Raw genomic sequence first — 19,120 nt, 5'->3', positions numbered from 1 at the left:
ACCTAACCTGGAACAAACATCCGTATCGCCGCCGCTCCCATCACCGCGGTAGCAATCCATCCGAGCACTGTTGTCAATCGGCCAGCAGTAAACTTTCCCATCACGGATTTTTTTGAAACCAACAGGATGATCACGATCATTAAAGGCACAGCGACGACGCCATTGATGACCGCACTCCAGAACAACGCCTTCATCGGGCTGATCGGCGAATACTGGATGGCGAGCCCCGCCAGCACGCTGATGGCGATCACGCTATAAAACCCGATTGCATCACTGGCCTTGCGTTCCAACCCGGACCGCCAACCCATTGCCTCCGACAGCGCATAACCGGCAGAGCCGGCCAGTACAGGCACCCCGATCATGCCGACGCCTAGAATGCCAAGGGCGAACAGGATATAGGCGAAATCTCCAGCAAGAGGCCTGAGTGCGCTGGCGGCCTGGGCGGCGGTGTCGATGTCTGTGATGCCGGCAACGTGGAGCGTGACCGCCGTCGCCAGGATAATGAAGAACGCGGTGATGTCGGAATAAAACATGCCGCTCCATGTATCCCATTGGATGCGTCGCAGTTCCTGATCGGGGTCCTTGCCGTCACTAGCCAGCGCGACAGCGCCGGGTTTTGCCTGCATATCTTCAACTTCTTCCGACGCCTGCCAGAAAAAAAGATAGGGACTGATGGTGGTGCCAAAGACGCCGACGATCACGGCGGCAGTCGTGGAATTAAATGCGAATTTCGGCCAGACAGTACGCAGCGCCACTTCTCCCCAGGGGACATGAACTGTGAACAGGACTGCGGCGTAGGCCAGCAGGGAGAGCGTCAGCCATTTCAGGAAGGATACGTAGCGATGATAGGGGATGAATACTTGCAGCAGTAACGTGGCAAATACAAAAAACGCTGTCATCAGATGACGGTTGAATCCTGTAACCAGCTCGGCTACCTCTCCCATGGCGGCGACATCTGCTGCGATATTGAGAATATTGGCGACCAGGAGCAACGACACAACCGTCAGCAACACAACTGGGGGAAACGAATCCTTGATGTTGGCGGCCAATCCTTTACCGGTGACCCGGCCGATGCACCCGCACATGGACTGGATTGCCGACATTAATGGAAACGCCAGCGGCATGGTCCACAGCATATTGAGTCCGAATTGGGCGCCTGCCTGCGAATAGGTGGCGATGCCGCTGGGATCGTCATCGGCAACGCCGGTGATCAATCCGGGCCCGACGCGGGCCAAAGGATGTTCTTTCAGACGATCCCACAAGATACGCAGACCGTTGGCTGGAACCGGGGCGCCAGAGTCCGCGTTGGGCATTTTCATGCGTCAGGCAGTTGCGGCGATGTCGGCCAGGACCGAATCGGCCTTCAGCAGCTCCTCGGCGCTGCCATGGACGATCAACAGATATTTGTCGACCTTCAGGGCCGTTTCGTACTTGATTACCTGATCTTCGGCCACGCCGACCTCAGTCAATGCAGCGCCCAAGGCCGAGGCACCACCGACGAACAGCGCACCTTCGAACGCGCCGACCAGTGCAGATACCAAAGGCCGGCTGTCGCCATCAACCCCAATCCGGGCAAAAAGAAGAAGACGGTCGGCGCCAGCAGCAAGCCCCACACGCCGCCGAACAACGCCCCTACCCCACCCCAGGAGCGGATTCTTTCTCCCACGGTGCGAAATCCCACTGGATGCTCCTCACTATGGTATCCCCTGCCAACGAGAGACAATTTTCTAACGTCGAAGCCGGTCTGGCTCAAAGAACGGATCGCCTGTTCGGCGGCCTCGTGGGTACTGAATACATAGACTGGCGAATGCGAGGTTTTCATGAACTGCTCCTGAAGGATCGTGGACTGAAAAAACTATACGGATTTGACCAACAGCACAGGCACAGGCGATGTCCGCACCACCAGTTCGGCATCGCTACCCATTAGCAAGCGTCCCATGCCGCGCCGGCCATGCGTTCCCATTACGATGACGTCGGCGCCCACGCCGCAGCGCGTTCAACGATGATGGTGGCGACGCGCCCGCCAACGCTTTCCCTGAGTTCGGTATCGACCGGGATGTTGGCGGCTTCCAGGACGGCTTGCCCGCGGGCGAGCAACTCCTTGGATGCTTGCAACTCGAGTGGCCGAATTTGATTGATATAGACTTCCGCCTGCTCAAAACCGCTGGTGTAGATGGCCATATCAATCACATGAAGCAGGCGCACGCGCGCAGAGCAAATTGCAGCAAGCTTTGCGGCCTCCGCCACCGCGCAGTCGGAAGTCGGGCTGCCGTCGATCGGAACTAATATTTTGGTGTACATGGTAGGTGTCCTGAATGTCAGATGAAAAGGCCAACCGTGCCGCTTGATCCTTGCGATGCCGTTGTTTTCAGTGCATCAGCTGTCTGGATGGCAAGCAGCGGCGTGACGCATTGAATCCTATAGGGTCGGCCAATACATCACTTGACCTACATCAAATCGAAGACGATTCGCCAGTGAGAGACAGGCATTTCCTGGTCCGCCCGATCGCGCGGTTCCGTAAGCCAGCAGTTTTGTGCCGCAAATTTGATATGCATCAATTGCGTCCGGCGACTAAAGCACACAATAACGGCAGATATGGCATGTGCTGGCCTGGCGCATTAGATCATTTCCATTTTGACAAGGAGATACCATGTTTCCGCTTTTGGAACCCATTTCGACCATGATGAAGACCGCATGCGAAGCTCAATTTGCGGCAATGGCCGAACTGACTGAGGCCGCGCTGGATGGCATGGTGAAGGCAACCAACCTGAACCTGGATGCGATGAAGGCATCAATGACGGCGTCGGCGAATGCCTCGCAGCAAATGATGTCCGCGACCACCCCTCAAGAATGGCTATTGCTGAGATCCGCTCAAATGCGGCCAGCCGCTGAGCAAGCTTGCCACTATGGCCATCATATGGCCGACATCGTGTCTTGTACCCAGGCCGAGATGCTGAGAGGCGCCGCAACGCATGCGGCAAAGACCGTCGACAAAATGCACGCCTTGTCGACTGGCGCCAAATAGCAAGAGATGTCGGCAGAGTGGAGGTTCCTGCATGCTTACGATGTCTTCGCCAATGCGGAAAAGGGACATGCGTTGAAAGTCATCATCGGCAATGCGTGAAATGCCGGCTAAAGATACAGACGTCTGATGCGCGAATGAATCGGGAGAACGTCAATGACCACTGTGCGATGGCAAGACTGGCTAAGCGTTGGCCTTGGATGCTGGCTGGCCATCTCTCCTTGGCAAATGGACTACTGGCTAGACAGCGCCGCCGCCAGCAATGCTTGCGCAATCGGCGTGGCGTTGGTGATCTTCAACCTGATTTCCGCGCGCCGGATAGTCGATAGCGGCCAGGAAATAGTCAACATCCTGATTGGACTCTGGTTGATTCTCTCCCCCTTTGCTCTCAATTTCGGCGCTGAAAAATATGTGACCCTCAACGCGCTCATATTGGGGAGCGCAGTTGTCATACTGGCCATCTGGCAAATACGCGATGCCGTCAAGTAAGCTCAGGCCTGAGCTTACAGCTTTTTTCTGCTGAAACAGCTGGTCTTGATCTGGATCAACCGATCCAGGAATTGCGTCCATACACTACAGACAGGTCATTCGATCGCACGTGGCTGTATTGATCAATTCAACTCAAATCAGGGACGACATGTTCAAGCATCTTCTATTACCGACGGATGGCTCGCTGGCATCCGAAATAGCGATTCACTTCGCCATGCCCTTTGCAAAGGAAATCAATGCCAGGGTGACTGGCGTATATGTGATTCCTGAATACCACGTGATCGCCGACCAATTCGCAATGGCCGCTTGTACCAAGGAGCAGTTCGACATTGAAAGCACAGCCCTCACTCTTGAGTTCCTTGCAGTGATAGAACGAGAGGCCAGGCAAGCCGGCGTCATATGCGATACCGAGTATGTAGTCAGCGCGCATCCCCACGAAGCCATCATCAAGCTGGCCGCAGACAAGGAGTGCGATCTGATCGTCATGGCATCGCACGGCAGAACTGGGGTACGCGCGCTCATGCTGGGAAGCGAGACGCAGAAAGTGTTGACGCATTCCCGTATACCGGTATTGGTGCTTCGGTAGACACCGGGAATGTCGCGCATTTTGCAGCGACAGATTTGCGACAGACATGCCAGAGAATAAAAATGGATGCCCAGAGCCTCAGAACGCAAAAGGAAGCGATCGTCGCTACCGGCCTGACCAAATGGTTTGGTGAAGGTGACACCAAGATGACAGCGGTCAACAATGTGAATTTTGTTGCCCACTTCGGCGAAATTCTGTTCATCGTGGGACCTTCTGGCAGCGGCAAGACCACGCTGCTGAGCATTATTTCGGGCATCCTGCGTCCCAACGCCGGCACAGTGACGGTTGATGGTGCCAATATTTGGGAGTTCGACAAAGACCGTCTGGCGGATTTTCGCCTCACCAAGGTCGGTTTCGTATTCCAGGACTATCACCTGTTTCCGCGATTGACAACCGCGGAGAATATTGCCATTCCGCTGATCCTGAGACAGCGCAACTGGAATGAATCGATTGCCGAGGCAAGGAAGTACGTCGACATTGTGGGTCTGACCGGGCGCAGCGAAATACTTCCAGTCAAACTGTCCGGTGGGGAGCAGCAACGCGTAGCAATCGCGCGGGCAATCATCGGCGCTCCCGAAATACTGATCCTGGATGAGCCTACCGCCTCGCTGGACGGCGACACCGGCAAGATGATCATTTCCTTCATCAAGGAAAAAATCCTTAATCAGAATCGCTGCATCGTCATCGTTACGCACGATGCCCGCATCAACGAATACGCCGACCGCATCATCCACATGGAAGACGGTCGTATCACCGGCCTGGACAAGGGGACGGAATGAGAAACAAGATCATCTTCGGATTGGCGATAGGCGGCATCATTATCGGCCTTGTGTGCGCGTATATCCTGGGCATTCAGCATCCCGCCCAGACGCCCGTGTTCAAGCCGGTCAGCAGCCCTTATGAGACTGCCATCTATTCTAATGGCATCATTGAGAGCAGCCAGATCGCCGGCCAGAACATCAATATCTTTCCGGAGGTTGCTGGAGCGGTCAGCAAGGTGCTGGTGCACGAAGGGCAACAGGTTTCTGCTGGCACGCCGCTGGTGACAATTGACGATACCGTACAGAAAGCGACCACCGAACAGCTGCGCCTGCAGTCGGAAGCGACTCTGAGCCTGCTGCAAGAATTGAAAGCGCAACCGCGCAAGGAAACGCTGGCGATTGCCAAAGCGCAGGTAGACCAGGCCGAGGCCAACCTCAAAGCAGCACGCGACCAATATGACAAACGCCACGCTTCCTACGAGATCGATGCGAAATCGGTTAGCAAGGATGTCGTCGATACCGCCATGGATGCAGTCAGCCAGGCTGCAACCAGCCTTGAAGTGGCGAACCGGCAGTACGCGTTGACCAAGGCTGGCAGCTGGATCTATGACATCGCCAACCAGCAGAAACAGTATGAGGCGGCGAACCAGGCGTACCTGGCGGCAAACGCCCTGTTGCAAAAATATGTCATCAAGGCACAGGCCGATGGTGTCATTCTTACCGTCAACGCCTCGCCCGGCAGCTATGTCTCGGCGCTAGGAAGCTATGACAGCTATACCCAGGGCAATGATCCGCTGATCACCATGGGGACACCGCAAGACTATCTTGCGGTACGCTGCTACATCGACGAAATCCTGGTTTCGCGTTTGCCTGCTCCCGCACAGATACAGGCGCAAATGTCGATTCGTGGCACTGATCTCAAGGTGCCGCTGGAATTCGTACGTATCCAGCCTTATGTATCGCCGAAAATCGAACTGTCCAATCAGCGCCAGGAAAAAGTCGACCTGCGCGTCTTGCCGGTCATTTTCCGCTTCCCGAAAAAAGGCCTCGACATGGTCTATCCCGGACAGCAGGTGGATGTCTATATTGGAAAAAAATGATGTGTGCTCACCTACACTCCCAGGCTCGGCTGCGCGCATGCGCCGGTCTGCTGGCCGCACTGATGCTAGGAGGATGCATGGTGGGTCCGGACTTTGTCCGCCCTGCTCCACCAGATGTAGATCGCTATACGCAGGATCCGATGCCTGCAGTCATGACGGCCGACGGCAATGCACAGCGCTTGATTCCAGGCGCCGAAGTCCCGTTCGACTGGTGGCGGATGTTCAATTCGGCGCAGCTGGACGCCATGGTCAAACAGGCCATTGCCAACAATCCGACCCTGGAAGCATCTCAGGCAACTTTGCGGCAGAGCCAGGACAATCTGCGCGCTGGCTATGGCGTGTTTTTCCCGCAGATCAATGCCGGTTTTAGCGGTGTACATGAGCGCAACGCGCCGGTGGTGGACGGGATGACGTCATCGGGGTCGATCTACAATGTGGTCACCCTGAGCGGCAGCATCAGCTATGCGCTGGACTTATTTGGCGGCCAGCGCCGCACGGTGGAAGGCTTGCGCGCGCAATCGGATAATCAGCGCTATACCAGCCAGGCAGCATACCTGACCTTGTCTGCCAATGTCGTCAATACGGCTATCGCCCGTGCCGCCTATGCGGCGCAGGTGCGTGCCATGGAGCAGCTGATCGGCATGGAGACTGAGCAACTGGATGCCACCAAGGCGCAGTTTAGCGCCGGCACTTCTGCCTATTCGAATGTCTTGAGCGTGCAAAGTCTGATTGCGGCCAATCGCGCTACCCTCGCCCCCTTGAGACAAAGGATCGACCAGGCCGACCATCTGCTGGCGACGCTGCAAGGCAGTATGCCGTCCCAGGCCAGTTTGCCAGACATCGACTTGGGCCAGCTCTCGCTGCCGTCTGACTTACCGTTGAGTTTGCCGTCTGACCTGGTAAGGCAGCGGCCCGATATCCTGCAGGCGGAAGCGCAATTGCACGTCGCGAGCGCCAACGTTGGCATTGCCACCGCAGCGATGTTTCCGAGTTTTAGCCTGACCGGCAGTTACGGTGTGGCCGGCAGCAGTTTCGGCAATTTGTCGGCGGCCAGCGGGCTTTTCTGGAGCATCGGGCCGTCGCTGTCGATTCCGCTGTTTAAAGGCGGCAGTCTGTGGTTCGGTCGCAAGGCGGCCATTGACGCTTACCAGGCCTCGCTCGCCACTTATCGCCAAGTTGTTCTGTCGGCATTTGCGCAGGTTGCCGATTCCCTCAAAGCGTTGCAACACGACGCCGAGGCGTTGCAGGCACAGGCTGAATCGCAGCGTGCCGCAGGGACGCATTGCATCTATTGCAAATCAACTATCGCACCGGGCTTGCCGCTTATCTGGACGTGTTGGCGGCGGATATCCAATATCAGCAAGCCACCATCGGCTATCTGCAGGCAATCGCCCTGCGCCAGCAAGACACTGTGGCGTTATTCGTCGCCCTTGGCGGCGGCTGGCGCAACCGGCCCGACACCATCGTGGAAGGAAAAGCGCCATGAAGCACAGCGGAATTTTACGGATCGGCTTCAAGTTGTTGGTCAACGACAAGGCCAAATTCTCCGCATTGCTGATCGGCATCACCTTCGCCGTGTTCCTGATGGTGCAGATGACCGCGATGTTTTCTGGGATTTTGAACCGCGCCTATTCGACCGTCACCAATATCGGTGCGGATATCTGGATCATGGACCCGGCCGTCAATACGCCGACCGGCTCCGTCCCCATGCCGGATTATCTGCTGGATGCGGTGCGTAGCATGAATGGCGTGAGCTATGCCGTGCCGCTGTTTATCGGCGGCGCCCAGCTTAGGCTTGGCAGCGGCACTAATCAATCGGTCACCATCGTCGGCTTGGACGACACGAGCCTGTTTGGTCGCCCGGCGCTGGAGAAAGGCAACATCCTGGATATCTACGCGGATAATTCTTTCATCGTTGTCGATGATGTTGAATTTCCCAAACTCGAAAATCCGAAAATCGGCACGTCGTTTGAACTGAATGACTATCGCGGTGTGATCGTCGGGATTGCCAAGGTCAATGCGAATGGCTTGAATGGCGTACCGACACTGTACACAACCTATAATCGCGCCAAACAATACATCCCTTCCACACGCTTCACTATCTCCTACGTGCTGGCACAGGCGAAGAATGATGCGGCGATTCCCGGCATCAAGCAGCAAGTGGCGAAACTGGGTTATGTCGCCCTGACCAAGAACGAGTTCAACAAACGGATATCCGACTATTACACCTATCAGACCGGTATTGGCACCAATATCCTGCTGATGACGGCGATCAGCTTTATTGTCGGGTTGTCGATCTCGGGCCAGACGTTTTATACCTTCGTGCTGGAGAATGTCGATAAATTCGGTGCCTTGAAGGCGATCGGTGCAAAAGGACGGGAGCTGGTCTACATGATACTTTTCATGGCCACTTTTACCTCATTGACTGGCTACGGATTGGGCATTGGCCTGGTGACCGTGGTGATTTCGATCGCGCGCAGCAGGATTCCGAACTATGCCGCAATGATCACTTTCTGGAATCTCGAACTGGCGTTCGGGATGGTGCTGCTGATCGCCGGTATTTCCAGCTATTTCGGTGTGCGCAAAGTCCTGAGGATCGAGCCCTTCGATATTTTCAGGGGATAGGATCCAGCCATTGATGCCGATGCCGACTGAGAAAATCCACGTTTTGGCAAGGTATTCAATTCGGCAAGGACAATGCTTTTTGGCGCGCACTGCGCCTTGACGACCCCTGTTTCCTGAGCGCTGCATCAAGAATTTTATCGTTGCCGTAAATATCGTTAAAAAAATAGACCTTGTGGTCTTTCTTCACAATCACGGTCGCATAGGCGATGACTACCGGCAGCGGCTCTTTCAGGCGCAGGGTCGCCGATTTCCCGCGGTCCATGGCGCTGCGTATGCGCTGTTCGGTCCATTCCGGCTGGTCTTGCAGGACAAATTTTGCCAGCGCCACCGGATCTTCCACACGAATGCAACCATGGCTGAAATCACGCCGTTGGCGGGCGAACAGCGCTACCGCGGGAGTGTGATGCAGGTAAATGTCATCATTGTTGGGGAAGATGAACTTGATATCACCCAGCGCATTGGCGGGGCCGGGCCGTTGACGAATCCGCATTGTTCCTCGCATCACCGCATCGAGATTTGCCGACGACAGCTCGGTGACGACTTGCCCCTCTTTGCCGACGAACTCAAGGCCCTGCTGATTGAAATAGGCAGGATCGCGGTGCAGGCGCGGCAGCACTTCTGCCTTGGCGATTGACGTCGGGATATTCCAGTACGGACTAAATTCAATATATCGCAGGTTTTCGACGATCAGCGGCGTCTGGCGGTTCAGGGCCTGTCCAACAATGACATTCATGCTGATTCCAGGGGCGCCATCCTTGGTTCCGTAGGCGCGCAAGACAAACTCCGGGATGTTCACCACGATCATGCGATCACTCATCAGAAGCGGCGTCCATCGCAGGCGCTCTAGAGTCAACTCAATTTGGTGTATGCGCTCCGCAAGTGGCGTATTCAGTTCCGTAAAAGTGCCCTTGCCGATTATGCCGTCCCCACCTAAGCCATGCCGGATTTGAAACGCCTTGACTCCATCGACCACGGCCCCCTTATAGTCGGCGCCGGCCGTCTCTGCAATAGCCATGTCCCCCAATGCCAACAGTTTTTGCGCAAGCAGATCGACACCCGCATACGATTGGCCGGGAGCTAGCTTGTTTGCGGGGAGTTGCGGTAATCGTTGCTGCATAGCCGGGAGTTTGGCCAGCTCGCGATAATTCGCCAGGGTTTGCCGCAAATTGGCATAGAGCGGCAGCTGTGGCGCAACGTTGCGAATGGCCGGCGCCAAGGCATGGCCGGCCAGGGCTTGGCGCAGATAGGCAGCGGGATCCAGCTGCTTCGGAGGCACCTTGAAGGAGGGATAGAGGTCGCGCGGATCCAAGCGGCCGAAATGCAGGTCAGAGATAAATTGCTCCATTGCCTGCGTCATTAATGCCGAATGTTCGCTCTCGCTTTCACTGGACTGGCGCGTTCCGCGCCTGGCATCATCGACGATACGCGCCAGAGCGCTCGCCTGATAGTCGTCCGGATCGAGTCCGTCCTGGTCCGCGGACTGCAGTATCTGGACGGCCTGGATTGCATCGATCGTTGGACGGCCATTCTCAAACCAGGGCAGGCGCTCATCGGCAAATGCATTCCAGCCATGCCCGGACAACAGGACAACAATCCATAAGATGCCAATTCTTGGGCGCCATTCACGACGATCCGCGGCACTCGTCCTCTTGCCAAACCAGGTCATCGCAGCGCTTTGATCAACGTCTCGAATTGGACAGCAAGCGATTTGTCATGCTGCTTGATTGCGGGAACCTGGCGATCGACGCAGAGCAATTGGTAGACCGCCGTTTGTGCGGCGCGTACCGAATATTCGACTGTGAAAACGACATCATCTTCGATTTCAACGAACTGGCTGATGAAAGCCAGGTTTCTTGATTTCTGTGGGACTGGCAATGGCCGGTCGCCACGCGCGCGCGGCATGAACATGCTGGTGATATATGGCATGCGGCATGGGATGCAGATTGCCTGGGCAAGTGAGTCGCGATCAAAGCGCAGATGCCCGCACAGCTCGCGCAGGATTTCCTCGCCGTTGCATTCTGCCATTGGTTTGGCGACAAAATTTCCCACACGGTCCGGAAACAGGGCATAACCCCAGAATACCCCTACCCCTTCAGGCTGGCCAGGAAAATGCGGCTGATGCGGAAGCACCACCGACATCAGCCAATTGGAATCCTTGAATGTCACCAGGCCGCCGGTACCCGCCTCGTTGCCGGTAAATTCCTGCATGCTATTGAAGAACGCCAGGCTTTTTGAGGTCACCGTGAACGATTCCCATGACGACTGAGCGATACAGCTATTGAAGACCGCCGGATTCCCGAATTCCGGCCTGCCCCGCGCCAGTTTTTCCCACAGTGCCCAGCCGCCGCTGTCACGCTTCGATAACGAAGACGGTGCGGTCGTCATGGACCCCAAGCTCGAGGCGTCAGTCATCGAGCCATTTTGAAAGAAAACCAGGTCGTTTTGCCCGACTTCGATCATCTCGTCCAGACCCTGTCGTCGACAATGGATCGCGCTGACCACGAACATGTCGTCGACTATTCTGTGCTCGAAATCGGTCACCGTGCAATCCATGACGAAATGAACGCCTTCCGTTTCCAGCCAGCTCCGCAGCGGGCGGACCAGGGAATCGTATTGATTGAAGATGGTCCGTTTGACACCGCCCAGCGTTTCGATGCGCGTGAATTCCAGCATGAAGCGATGCAGATACCGTTTGAATTCGACCGCGCTGTGCCAAGGCTGGAAAGCGAACGTGGTTGACCACATGTACCAGAATTCGGTCTCAAAGAACGACGGCGACAGCCAATCGGTGATTGTGCTGTTGCCCAACGTGCCTTCGTCTGCATTGCTGAGTTGCAGCAGTTCGGCACGGTCCTTTATCGAAAAGCCCATTGACGTCACCGGAATTTTTGCGCGCCATCGATCAACCAGCCGCGCTTTCGAGTTCGACTTGTGCGATTCGTTGAATGCTATTGTTTCCTCAAAAACGGACTTGTTCTTCGCCGTCAGCGACGGAATCGACTTGAACAGATCCCAGGTGCATTCATAGTTGTCAAAGGTCAGCATGCGGCCGCCGCGCATGGAATAGCCCTGCTCCGGATCGCCGCATCCGTCCAGGCTGCCGCCCGGAACGCTAGCTGCCTCCAGGATGGTGATATCGCTTCCGTTCATCTTGCCGTCGCGGATCATGAATGCTGCCGCTGCCATGGAGCCGATGCCGCCTCCCACCAGATATGCCTTCTTGTTCATTATCATTGTTTTCCTTGAGAATTCATGCCGTATTCGTGATCCTGTTCGATCCGTTTTCCTCAGTGCTTGCGAAAATCAATCACCACGCGGGAAGCGACGTCGCCATGCTCCAGTCGTTCGAAAACACGATTGATGGCGGACAACGGCAGCAATTCGATTTGCGCCTTGACTTTTCCTTCGGCTGCAAAGGCGAGTGCTTCAGCCATGTCCTGGCGCGTGCCCACGAACGAACCGCGCACCGTGATGCAATTCGCCACTACATCAAACAAAGGAAAGGGAAACTCACCCGGCGGCAACCCAACCAGGACGCAGGTCCCGCATTTGCGCGTCATGGCCACTCCTTGCTGGAACGCGCTAAGCGAGGGCGCCGTGATCAGGACACCGTGCGCGCCGCCACCCGTCGCCTCTCTCATGGCGGCTATTGCGTCGCCGGCCCGCGCGTTAATGGTCAGATCGGCGCCCAGGGCTTTGGCCAAGGCCAGCTTGCCATCGTCGATATCGATCGCGCAGACGTGCAAGCCCATCACTTTCGCGTACTGGATGGCCAGGTTTCCCAAACCGCCGATTCCGGAAATTGCGATCCAGTCACCAGGCTTGACGTCGGTTTCCTTGATGCCTTTATATGAAGTTACCCCGGCACAGATAATCGGCGCCGCATCTACCGCGGCTAAACCCGCAGGGATATGGGCAACATAGTTGGCATCTGCCAGGATGTACTCGGCAAAGCCGCCATTCTTCGTGTAGCCGCCAAACTGCGCTTCCGGGCATACCGTTTCATGCGCCGAAAGACAATACTCGCAATGGCCGCAGGCTGAATAGAGCCAAGGCACGCCGACCCGATCACCCTCCTTTACGGTGGTCACGCCAGCTCCTACGGCGACAACCAGGCCGATGCCTTCATGTCCAGGAATGAACGGCAATCCAGGTTTTAGCGGCCAATCGCCATGGGCGGCATGCAGATCGGTGTGGCATACGCCGCAGGCTTCGGTCTTGACCAGTATCTGGCCGGGTCCGGCGACAGGAATGTCGCATTCCTGAATCACTAATGGCTTGCCGAATTGCTCGACAACGGCGGCTTGCATTCTGTTAGTCATGGCGCATCCTTCTTTTGGGTAAATGATTGGCGCCAGCGTAACCGCGCCCGTCTATGGTGTTATTGATGTGAATCAAATTTTCCTGGCAATACGGGTATTTCTGTCACGCTAGGCTGTTTCTGGGATGTGATTGCCAATCTGATAGCGCCCCTTGATAACGGTCAAATACCTTGCAGATGACATGTATCAATAGACGGCCTCTGGGAGGGACGGTAATCCTTTCCGAATCAATCCTGATCAGGCCGTCAGTCTCCATGTGTCGAAGAATTGCCAGTTCTTCGGAAAAATATTCTTTGAATACAATGATTGGGTAGGCGATTTCCATGAAATCGAGCGACAGCTCGAAATTGCAGGCCAGCCGCTCGATGATGAAGCGGCGCAGCAGATCATCCATCGTCAAGTGCGTGCCGCACCCAACGGGCAACAAGCCGGCGTCAATATTCGCGTAATAGGCGCTCAGATTCGTTTGGTTTTGGCTATAGGAATTGCCTATGGCGGCAATGGCCGCCACGCCGCAGCCAATCGCATCCGACTCAGGGTGTATAGAGAAGCCCTGTAAATTGCGATACAAGCGCCCCTGCCGCTGGGCCACCGCAATTTCATCCTCGGGCTTGGCGAAATGGTTCATGCCTATGTACGCATAGCCTGCTGCATTCAGTTGCCGAACACATCGATGAAACATGGCCAGCCTGCTGTCCATATCGGACAGTTGCATGTCGCCTGAAGCGAGTGGAAGGTAGATATGGCCATGCAGCACCACGCTGTCTGGCGCGGCAGCGATGACAGCGGACAAATTGCGCGCAACGGACATGATGTTCTGACCTGGACAGCCATAAATGAAATCGACGCCGACAGAGCGAAAACCCGCCACCTGCGCAGCCTTGATCAGTTCAACCGTCTTCGCAGCCGGTTGAATCCGCTTTTTGTCATGCAACATCTCGGCTGCTGTGTCTAGCGTACAATCTTCTGCGATCAGGTGTAGCCGGTTGAAACCCTGCACATGCAGTGCGTGAACGTGTGCGACTGAAACGGCGTGTACACCGATCTTGAACACATATTCGCGGCTGACGCCGGCCGCGAGATTGAAGGAGTCGCGCAACTGCCGCATCAGACCTTCGCACTGATCCATGCTTAGGCAGGTTGACGCGGGAACTGTGACACACAGTTGTTCAATCGGGTCCATATCGCTAAACAATGCCGATAGCATGCCGATCTCGCGCTTCAGATAAGCAAGATAAATATCCAGGCAATCGCGATACTGACTGGCAAAGCCGGGACAGGGCTGAAAATTGCTGGCTGCTGGAGGCATGTGCAGAGACAGCGAGAGCCCATACCGTGGCCCTATATTGCGGCGATGCGTAGCTGCTTCAAGAAAATCATCGACGCCAAAGCGTGTCGAAAAACACTTCATTGCGGGGTACATGACGTAACCCGTGCCATATTCTTCCATGCTCGACAATATCGATTTGTTCAACTGCAGCGGCGCGATACTGGATTCATCTAAATGTGGCATCTAAGTTCTCGTGGCCGGTTGTCCTGGATGGACGACACCTCGGCATAGTCACCGTATGCCACCTGACTACCGCTCACCTTGACATGCATCAAATACAGACATGTAAAACAGAAAACACCGGCGCTTGCCGGATTCCGGTTTGCTTCTGCGCTGTCCTGTATAGTTGATTTGCATCAAATTTTTTTGTATCTCTATTGTTATCCTTTGGATATGCCTCGGCGTCCGGCACGTACCTTTAGCGGCCGGACTCTGCTTCAATCTACTCTTGACTAACATGACCGATACCTCTGACGCCTCTTTCCACGAATTACGCGTACTCCACAATCTGACCTTCGATGAGATCGCTGTCGGCGACAGCGCCAGCATGGAGCGGCGCCTGACCACCGAAGACATTCAGCTGTTCGCTGTCATGTCCGGGGACGTCAATCCCCAGCATCTTGATCCGGAATTCGCCGCTGCCAGCCGATTCCATGGCGTGATCGCCCATGGCATGTGGGGAGCCTCGCTGATTTCAGCGGTGCTGGGCACGCGCCTGCCAGGGCCTGGCACTGTGTATTTGGGGCAGACTTTGCGATTCCTCCATCCTGTTCGGGTGGGAGATACGCTAACCATCAGTGTCACGGTCACTGCACGTGATCCTGAGAAAAAGCAGTTGAGTCTCCAGTGTTCATGCGTCAACCAGGATGGCAAGATCGCCATTGAAGGCAACGCCGAGGTGATTGCACCGAGCGAAAAAATCACCTACACCAGGATGACCTTGCCGGAAGTCCGCGTCAGCTCCGGCGACAAGGTGCAGCGCCTGCTGGAGCATGTGAAACCTTTAAGTGCGATTCGTGTGGCGGTAGTCCATCCATGCGATGAACTGAGTCTGTCGGCGGCGCTGGATGCGCATCAGGCTGGTCTGATCGAACCGCTGTTGGTAGCGCCGCGGGCAAAGCTTGAAGCGGTGGCAAGCGACGCCGGGCTGGACTTGGCAGGTATCACCATCGAAGATGTGCCGCACAGCCATGCCGCCGCCGCACGCGCCGCAGAAATGGCCAGTAAAGGCGAAGTCGAAGCGATCATGAAAGGCAGCCTGCATACCGACGAAATGATGGAAGCCGTCGTGGCCACAGCTGCCGGCCTGCGCACCAAGCGCCGCATCAGCCATTGCTATCTGATGCAAACGGCCGCTTACCCGCGGCCGTTCATCATCACGGACGCCGCCATTAACATTTCCCCGACACTGGATGAAAAAGCGGATATCGTGCGCAACGCCATTGATCTGGCACATGTGATTGGCGTAGCTTGTCCCCGCGTGGCGATCCTGGCGGCGGTGGAAACAGTCAATCCGCACATGCCGGCGACACTGGATGCAGCCATACTCTGCAAGATGGCCGAGCGCGGTCAGATTACCGGCGCCCTGCTGGACGGTCCTTTAGCTTTCGATAACGCGATCTCTGTTGCCGCCGCCAAAATCAAGGGCATTGTCTCGGAAGTCGCCGGTCGTGCCGATATTCTGGTGGTGCCAGACCTGGAAAGCGGCAACATGCTGGCCAAGCAACTCGAATATCTGGGCGATGCCGCCAGCGCCGGCATTGTGCTCGGCGCCAAGGTGCCGGTCATCCTGACCAGTCGCGCCGATTCGCGCGAAACCCGCCTTGCGTCTTGTGCCATCGCCTTGATGCTGGCCCACCATTACCGTAGCCATCCACAATGAATATGCCACCACTCCAACCGGCCGGTTCCGGATTCATCCTGGTGCTCAATTGCGGCTCGTCCAGCATCAAGTTCGCTCTGTTCGACACTAGCCCAGCGGTGCTGGCGCGGCAGGCCGACTGGAAAGGCAAAGTCGACGGCATAGGCGGCAAGCCAAGCTATATCGAATCCGGTACGGAATCGGCGCCGCTGGCGCTGGGCACGGTGCAGCCTTATCACGACGCGCTGATGCATATCCGCGAGCGGGTAGCCCTTCACCTTGGCGCTCGTCGCCTGTGTGCGGTTGCCCATCGCGTGGTGCATGGCGGCAGCAAGTATTCCGCGCCGACCAGGATTGACGCGGAAGTGCTGGCGGACCTGAAGAATTACATTCCGCTGGCGCCCCTGCATCAGCCGTTTGCGCTGGAAGCCATCGAGGTATTGCTGTCCAGTCAACCTGGATTGCTGCAGGTTGCCTGTTTTGACACGGCCTTCCATCACACCCTTCCCCATGTCGAGCAAATGTTGCCATTGCCCCATGCCTTATGGGAGCGCGGCTTGCGGCGCTACGGATTTCATGGTCTTTCATATGAATACATGTCGGTAGTGTTGGAGGAGCGCTTTGGCGCGGCATCTCACGGTCGCGTGATCGCGGCCCACTTGGGCAGCGGTGCCAGTCTGTGTGCGATGAGAGCGTTGCGCAGCGTCGGCACGACTATGGGATTTTCGGCGTTGGACGGGCTGATGATGGGCACCCGTTGTGGCGCACTCGATCCGGGTGCTGTGCTCTATCTGATGGAAATCGAGAAATTGAGCCTGGAACAGGTGGCGCACCTGCTGTACCACGAATCAGGTTTGCTCGGCGTTTCCGGCTTCTCCTCGGATCCTCCCGTCCTATTTGCACAGGAGCAGCGACAGGATGCCGTCGGCGATCGTGTGCGCGCTGCGCTTGATTTGTACGTGCGGCGCATCGTCCGTGAGATCGGTGCACTTGCCGCCGTATTGGGCGGCCTCGATTTGCTGGTATTTACCGCTGGCATCGGCGAACACAGCGCCGAGATCCGCAGCCGCGTATGTCGGGACCTGGCGTTCCTGGGGGTGGGCCTGGATCAGGAGAGCAATCAACGCAATGCGCCATTCATCTCCCTTGTTGACAGTCGGGTCACAGTCGCTGTCGAACCCACCAACGAAGAATGGATCGCAGCCCGGCATACGTTAGCTATCCTCCGGTCTAGCTGACAATGCTTTCCACAGCATCTTCCATCACCTGAGCGGAAGTGCGTTGCCCGTAGAGATTCTCGATGTCAGTATGAAAATGCGCCAGTAAGGCATTGCGCTTGAGTTTCAATGTCGGCGTCATCAACCCATTTTGCAAAGTCCACGGCTCAGTCGCAATGCGGACGATACGTGGCACGGCGTAGGCCGGGAAATGCATGCTGGCTTGCTGGACTTTACGCAGGACAGCATCTTGCAGCGACGGCGAATTGATGGCAGCGCTTTGATTTGCATCAAGCTGTAACTGACGCGACAGCTCCGCCAATCCCGCCTGGTTCAGGACGACAAAGGCAGCGATGAACGGCCTGTTATCCCCGATTACGAACGCTTGTTCAAAGAGCGGGTCTGCTGTGATCGACAATTCCAGGTCCGCGGGAGAAACTTTCTCGCCGGTCGAGGTAACGATAATTTCCTTGATCCTGCCGATAATGCGGATGCGTCCGCCCTCCATTGCCGCCTGATCTCCGGTATGCAGCCAGCCATCCTCCGTCATTGCCTTGGCGCTTTCTTCCGGACGCTTCCAATAACCAATCATGACGCTGCTGCCACGCACCTGCAACTCCTGGTTCTCGCCGATGCGCACCGCAACGCCGGCCAACGGCCTGCCGACAGTGGCTGGCCAATTGTCAGTCGGCGTGTTGCAGGCAACCACCGGCGACGTTTCGGTCATGCCGTAACCTTGCACCAGAGGCAAGCCCAACCCAAGAAAACATTCGGCCACCGCTTGCGACAGAGGTGCGCCGCCGCACACTGCGATACGCAATCGTCCACCGAACTGTGCCAGCACCTTGTTTCCGACCAGCGGCCGCAAGACGGAGAACAGCAGCGCGTCGAGCCAGCGCGGGGGTTGGCCAACCGTAGGCAAATGCTGGCGCCGACAAAAGCGTCGCCAGCCGATCGTTTGCGTCAATGTGAACAATCGTTGCGTCATGCGGCTGGAAGCGGACAGCGTCTCCAGCAATTTCACGTGCGACCGTTCATAGATTCTCGGTACCGAGACCAGCACCGTGGGCCGAATGATTTTCAGATCGTCCGGGATCTGGGCGATGGATCGGGTATACGCGACGCAGCTGCCCGCCGCCATCGGCAGGTAATAACCGACAGTGCGCTCAAAGGTGTGCGACAGCGGCAGGAATGACAGAAATACATCCGATGCACTCACGGTCACCGTTGCCATCATCGCCCGGATATTCGACAGGACGTTGCCGTGGGTAAGCATGACGCCCTTCGGCTTGCCGGTGGTTCCCGAGGTGTAGACGATCGCCGCCAGGTCGTCCGCGGATACTATTGGCCGGAATGCATTGTTCAGCAGGCTACCGCCGGCTAGCCAGGCAGGCAAGGCGATTACCAGGCCTTGAGGGTGCAGCGGTGAGTGGCATGCAGTGAAATTGCCGTCTTCCGTCACCAGCACCAGTTTCAACAACGGCATGGCCTCGCCGATCGCGGCGATGCCTTCCCATTGGGCGCGGGTAGACACCACCAGCATCGCAGCGTCGCAATCCTTGATGATATAGGCGATACTGGCCGGATTGTCGAGCGCATGCATGGGCACCGGAACCAGACCCAGCGCCAGGCTGGCCTGGTCCATGCAAACCGCATCGACTCCGTTAGGCAACAATACCGCTATTCGAGCGCCAAACGGCAAGCGCAAGGCGGCCAATGCACTACTCCAGCTTCTGATTCGTTCGCCGATCTGCTCCCAGCTATGGGAACGCAATGCCCCGTCTCCTGATTGAAGTGGCGGTACGCC

The 19,120-nt window shown here is 56.5% G+C and carries 16 protein-coding genes and 2 pseudogenes; 9 read left to right on the top strand and 9 right to left on the bottom strand.

The genetic code is table 11. From position 1 onward, the window contains the following. Nucleotides 1–2 precede the first annotated feature (2 nt). The 4 genes and pseudogenes from CAter10_RS10790 to CAter10_RS10780 form a co-directional block, all read right to left on the bottom strand. Nucleotides 3–1,313 (bottom strand): NRAMP family divalent metal transporter, encoded by a 1,311-nt coding sequence (locus CAter10_RS10790; RefSeq protein WP_061535288.1) that lies wholly within the window; start codon nt 1,311–1,313, stop codon nt 3–5. Nucleotides 1,314–1,322: 9 nt separating this feature from the next. Continuing rightward, entirely contained in the window at nt 1,323–1,541 is a 219-nt protein-coding gene (locus tag CAter10_RS23125) for a hypothetical protein (protein ID WP_205630301.1), read from the bottom strand. Next, complete coding sequence (locus CAter10_RS23120; protein WP_205630300.1) at nt 1,466–1,681, bottom strand: hypothetical protein; 216 nt, start codon at nt 1,679–1,681, stop codon at nt 1,466–1,468. The genes CAter10_RS23125 and CAter10_RS23120 overlap by 76 nt, the downstream gene beginning before the upstream one ends. A 174-nt stretch (nt 1,682–1,855) precedes the next feature. Beyond that, nucleotides 1,856–2,301, bottom strand: a pseudogene (locus CAter10_RS10780) (universal stress protein). Nucleotides 2,302–2,650: 349 nt separating this feature from the next. On the opposite strand from CAter10_RS10780, the gene phaP reads away from it, so the two are divergent. The 7 genes and pseudogenes from phaP (at nt 2,651) to CAter10_RS10745 (ending at nt 8,583) form a co-directional block, all read left to right on the top strand. Then, a complete protein-coding gene (gene phaP / locus CAter10_RS10775; RefSeq protein ID WP_061533408.1) occupies nt 2,651–3,025 on the top strand; it encodes a TIGR01841 family phasin in 375 nt (124 codons plus the stop codon). A 153-nt stretch (nt 3,026–3,178) separates the two neighbouring features. Then, a complete protein-coding gene (locus CAter10_RS10770) occupies nt 3,179–3,511 on the top strand; it encodes an SPW repeat protein (RefSeq protein ID WP_061533407.1) in 333 nt (110 codons plus the stop codon). Nucleotides 3,512–3,659: 148 nt separating this feature from the next. Continuing rightward, the gene (locus CAter10_RS10765; protein WP_061533406.1) at nt 3,660–4,097 is read left to right on the top strand and encodes a universal stress protein; all 438 of its coding nucleotides are present in this window, start codon (nt 3,660–3,662) and stop codon (nt 4,095–4,097) included. A 62-nt stretch (nt 4,098–4,159) separates the two neighbouring features. After that, nucleotides 4,160–4,876 carry an ABC transporter ATP-binding protein gene (locus tag CAter10_RS10760; RefSeq protein ID WP_061533405.1) on the top strand — a complete coding sequence of 239 codons (717 nt, stop codon included), beginning with the start codon at nt 4,160–4,162 and terminating at the stop codon, nt 4,874–4,876. Then, the gene (locus CAter10_RS10755; protein WP_061533404.1) at nt 4,873–5,958 is read left to right on the top strand and encodes an HlyD family secretion protein; all 1,086 of its coding nucleotides are present in this window, start codon (nt 4,873–4,875) and stop codon (nt 5,956–5,958) included. Before CAter10_RS10760 ends, CAter10_RS10755 begins: the two co-directional genes overlap by 4 nt. Continuing rightward, nucleotides 5,958–7,444 (top strand): annotated as a pseudogene (locus tag CAter10_RS10750) (efflux transporter outer membrane subunit). The gene CAter10_RS10755 and the pseudogene CAter10_RS10750 overlap by 1 nt, the downstream one beginning before the upstream one ends. After that, nucleotides 7,441–8,583 (top strand): ABC transporter permease, encoded by a 1,143-nt coding sequence (locus tag CAter10_RS10745; protein WP_061533403.1) that lies wholly within the window; start codon nt 7,441–7,443, stop codon nt 8,581–8,583. The pseudogene CAter10_RS10750 and the gene CAter10_RS10745 overlap by 4 nt, the downstream one beginning before the upstream one ends. A 55-nt stretch (nt 8,584–8,638) precedes the next feature. On the opposite strand, the gene CAter10_RS10740 is transcribed toward CAter10_RS10745, so the two are convergent. The 4 genes from CAter10_RS10740 to CAter10_RS10725 form a co-directional block, all read right to left on the bottom strand. Further along, nucleotides 8,639–10,249: a L,D-transpeptidase family protein gene (locus CAter10_RS10740; protein ID WP_082797868.1), complete on the bottom strand. Its 1,611-nt coding sequence runs from the start codon at nt 10,247–10,249 to the stop codon at nt 8,639–8,641. Then, entirely contained in the window at nt 10,246–11,811 is a 1,566-nt protein-coding gene (locus CAter10_RS10735; protein WP_231879269.1) for an oleate hydratase, read from the bottom strand. Before CAter10_RS10735 ends, CAter10_RS10740 begins: the two co-directional genes overlap by 4 nt. A 59-nt stretch (nt 11,812–11,870) precedes the next feature. Next, nucleotides 11,871–12,905, bottom strand: coding sequence for an alcohol dehydrogenase AdhP (adhP, locus tag CAter10_RS10730; RefSeq protein ID WP_061533401.1), 1,035 nt, complete (start codon nt 12,903–12,905; stop codon nt 11,871–11,873). 103 nt (nt 12,906–13,008) lie between these two features. Next, complete coding sequence (locus CAter10_RS10725; RefSeq protein ID WP_164840435.1) at nt 13,009–14,379, bottom strand: oxygen-independent coproporphyrinogen III oxidase; 1,371 nt, start codon at nt 14,377–14,379, stop codon at nt 13,009–13,011. 313 nt (nt 14,380–14,692) lie between these two features. Here CAter10_RS10725 and CAter10_RS10720 point away from each other — a divergent pair, with 313 nt between their 5' ends. Together CAter10_RS10720 and CAter10_RS10715 are read left to right on the top strand one after the other, a co-directional pair. Next, nucleotides 14,693–16,117, top strand: a complete 1,425-nt coding sequence (locus CAter10_RS10720) for a bifunctional enoyl-CoA hydratase/phosphate acetyltransferase (RefSeq protein WP_061533399.1) — start codon at nt 14,693–14,695, stop codon at nt 16,115–16,117. Further along, nucleotides 16,114–17,334: an acetate/propionate family kinase gene (locus CAter10_RS10715; RefSeq protein WP_061533398.1), complete on the top strand. Its 1,221-nt coding sequence runs from the start codon at nt 16,114–16,116 to the stop codon at nt 17,332–17,334. Before CAter10_RS10720 ends, CAter10_RS10715 begins: the two co-directional genes overlap by 4 nt. Here the strand turns inward: CAter10_RS10715 and CAter10_RS10710 are convergent. Further along, on the bottom strand, nt 17,327–19,087 hold the full coding sequence (locus CAter10_RS10710; RefSeq protein ID WP_164840434.1) for an AMP-dependent synthetase/ligase: 1,761 nt from the start codon (nt 19,085–19,087) through the stop codon (nt 17,327–17,329). The two genes, CAter10_RS10715 and CAter10_RS10710, sit on opposite strands and share 8 nt — an antisense overlap. Nucleotides 19,088–19,120: the final 33 nt, after the last annotated feature.

Origin of the sequence: Collimonas arenae (assembly GCF_001584165.1) — a bacterium.
In the GTDB taxonomy this organism is placed as follows: domain Bacteria; phylum Pseudomonadota; class Gammaproteobacteria; order Burkholderiales; family Burkholderiaceae_D; genus Collimonas; species Collimonas arenae.
Note: the sequence above shows the minus strand (reverse complement) of the source record. Positions and strands in the feature narration are given on the sequence as shown.

Excerpts from the sequence above, each read along its gene's own strand:
- CAter10_RS10790 (WP_061535288.1), bottom strand. The coding sequence starts at position 1,313 with ATGCCCAACGCGGACTCTGGCGCCCCGGTTCCAGCCAACGGTCTGCGT.
- phaP (WP_061533408.1), top strand. The coding sequence starts at position 2,651 with ATGTTTCCGCTTTTGGAACCCATTTCGACCATGATGAAGACCGCATGC.
- CAter10_RS10770 (WP_061533407.1), top strand. The coding sequence starts at position 3,179 with ATGACCACTGTGCGATGGCAAGACTGGCTAAGCGTTGGCCTTGGATGC.
- CAter10_RS10765 (WP_061533406.1), top strand. The coding sequence starts at position 3,660 with ATGTTCAAGCATCTTCTATTACCGACGGATGGCTCGCTGGCATCCGAA.
- CAter10_RS10760 (WP_061533405.1), top strand. The coding sequence starts at position 4,160 with ATGGATGCCCAGAGCCTCAGAACGCAAAAGGAAGCGATCGTCGCTACC.
- CAter10_RS10755 (WP_061533404.1), top strand. The coding sequence starts at position 4,873 with ATGAGAAACAAGATCATCTTCGGATTGGCGATAGGCGGCATCATTATC.
- CAter10_RS10745 (WP_061533403.1), top strand. The coding sequence starts at position 7,441 with ATGAAGCACAGCGGAATTTTACGGATCGGCTTCAAGTTGTTGGTCAAC.
- CAter10_RS10740 (WP_082797868.1), bottom strand. The coding sequence starts at position 10,249 with ATGACCTGGTTTGGCAAGAGGACGAGTGCCGCGGATCGTCGTGAATGG.
- CAter10_RS10735 (WP_231879269.1), bottom strand. The coding sequence starts at position 11,811 with ATGAACAAGAAGGCATATCTGGTGGGAGGCGGCATCGGCTCCATGGCA.
- adhP (WP_061533401.1), bottom strand. The coding sequence starts at position 12,905 with ATGACTAACAGAATGCAAGCCGCCGTTGTCGAGCAATTCGGCAAGCCA.
- CAter10_RS10720 (WP_061533399.1), top strand. The coding sequence starts at position 14,693 with ATGACCGATACCTCTGACGCCTCTTTCCACGAATTACGCGTACTCCAC.
- CAter10_RS10715 (WP_061533398.1), top strand. The coding sequence starts at position 16,114 with ATGAATATGCCACCACTCCAACCGGCCGGTTCCGGATTCATCCTGGTG.